This window comes from Secundilactobacillus collinoides DSM 20515 = JCM 1123 (assembly GCF_001435975.1).
In the GTDB taxonomy this organism is placed as follows: domain Bacteria; phylum Bacillota; class Bacilli; order Lactobacillales; family Lactobacillaceae; genus Secundilactobacillus; species Secundilactobacillus collinoides.
Map to the genome: position 1 here is coordinate 1 of NZ_AYYR01000099.1, position 320 is coordinate 320.

At 43.4% G+C, this 320-nt stretch carries 2 tRNA genes; both read right to left on the reverse strand.

Annotated features, from left to right (window positions below):
- Nucleotides 1-80: 80 nt before the first annotated feature.
- Nucleotides 81-153: transfer RNA gene (locus tag FC82_RS13730), tRNA-Ala, on the reverse strand.
- Between the two features lie 25 nt (nucleotides 154-178).
- Nucleotides 179-252: transfer RNA gene (locus FC82_RS13735), tRNA-Ile, on the reverse strand.
- Nucleotides 253-320 lie beyond the last annotated feature (68 nt).

The following is a 320-nucleotide window of genomic DNA, read 5'->3' on the forward strand; positions in this document are numbered from 1 at the left end:
AATGAAATTATTAATTAATAAAAGAAAATTGATATTATCTAGTTTTCAAAGAACCAATTCTTATGACTCTTACGAGTCAATGGAGAATAGCGGGATCGAACCGCTGACCCCCTGCTTGCAAAGCAGGTGCTCTCCCATCTGAGCTAATTCCCCATAACAAACCGCTTGATTTGTTGAGTGGGCCTAAATGGACTCGAACCATCGACCTCACGCTTATCAGGCGTGCGCTCTAACCAGCTGAGCTATAGGCCCAAAAGCGTTACGGTTTGAGAGTAGACCTCTCAAAACTAAACAAAGTTTTGTCTCAGTGCAGGGCTTCC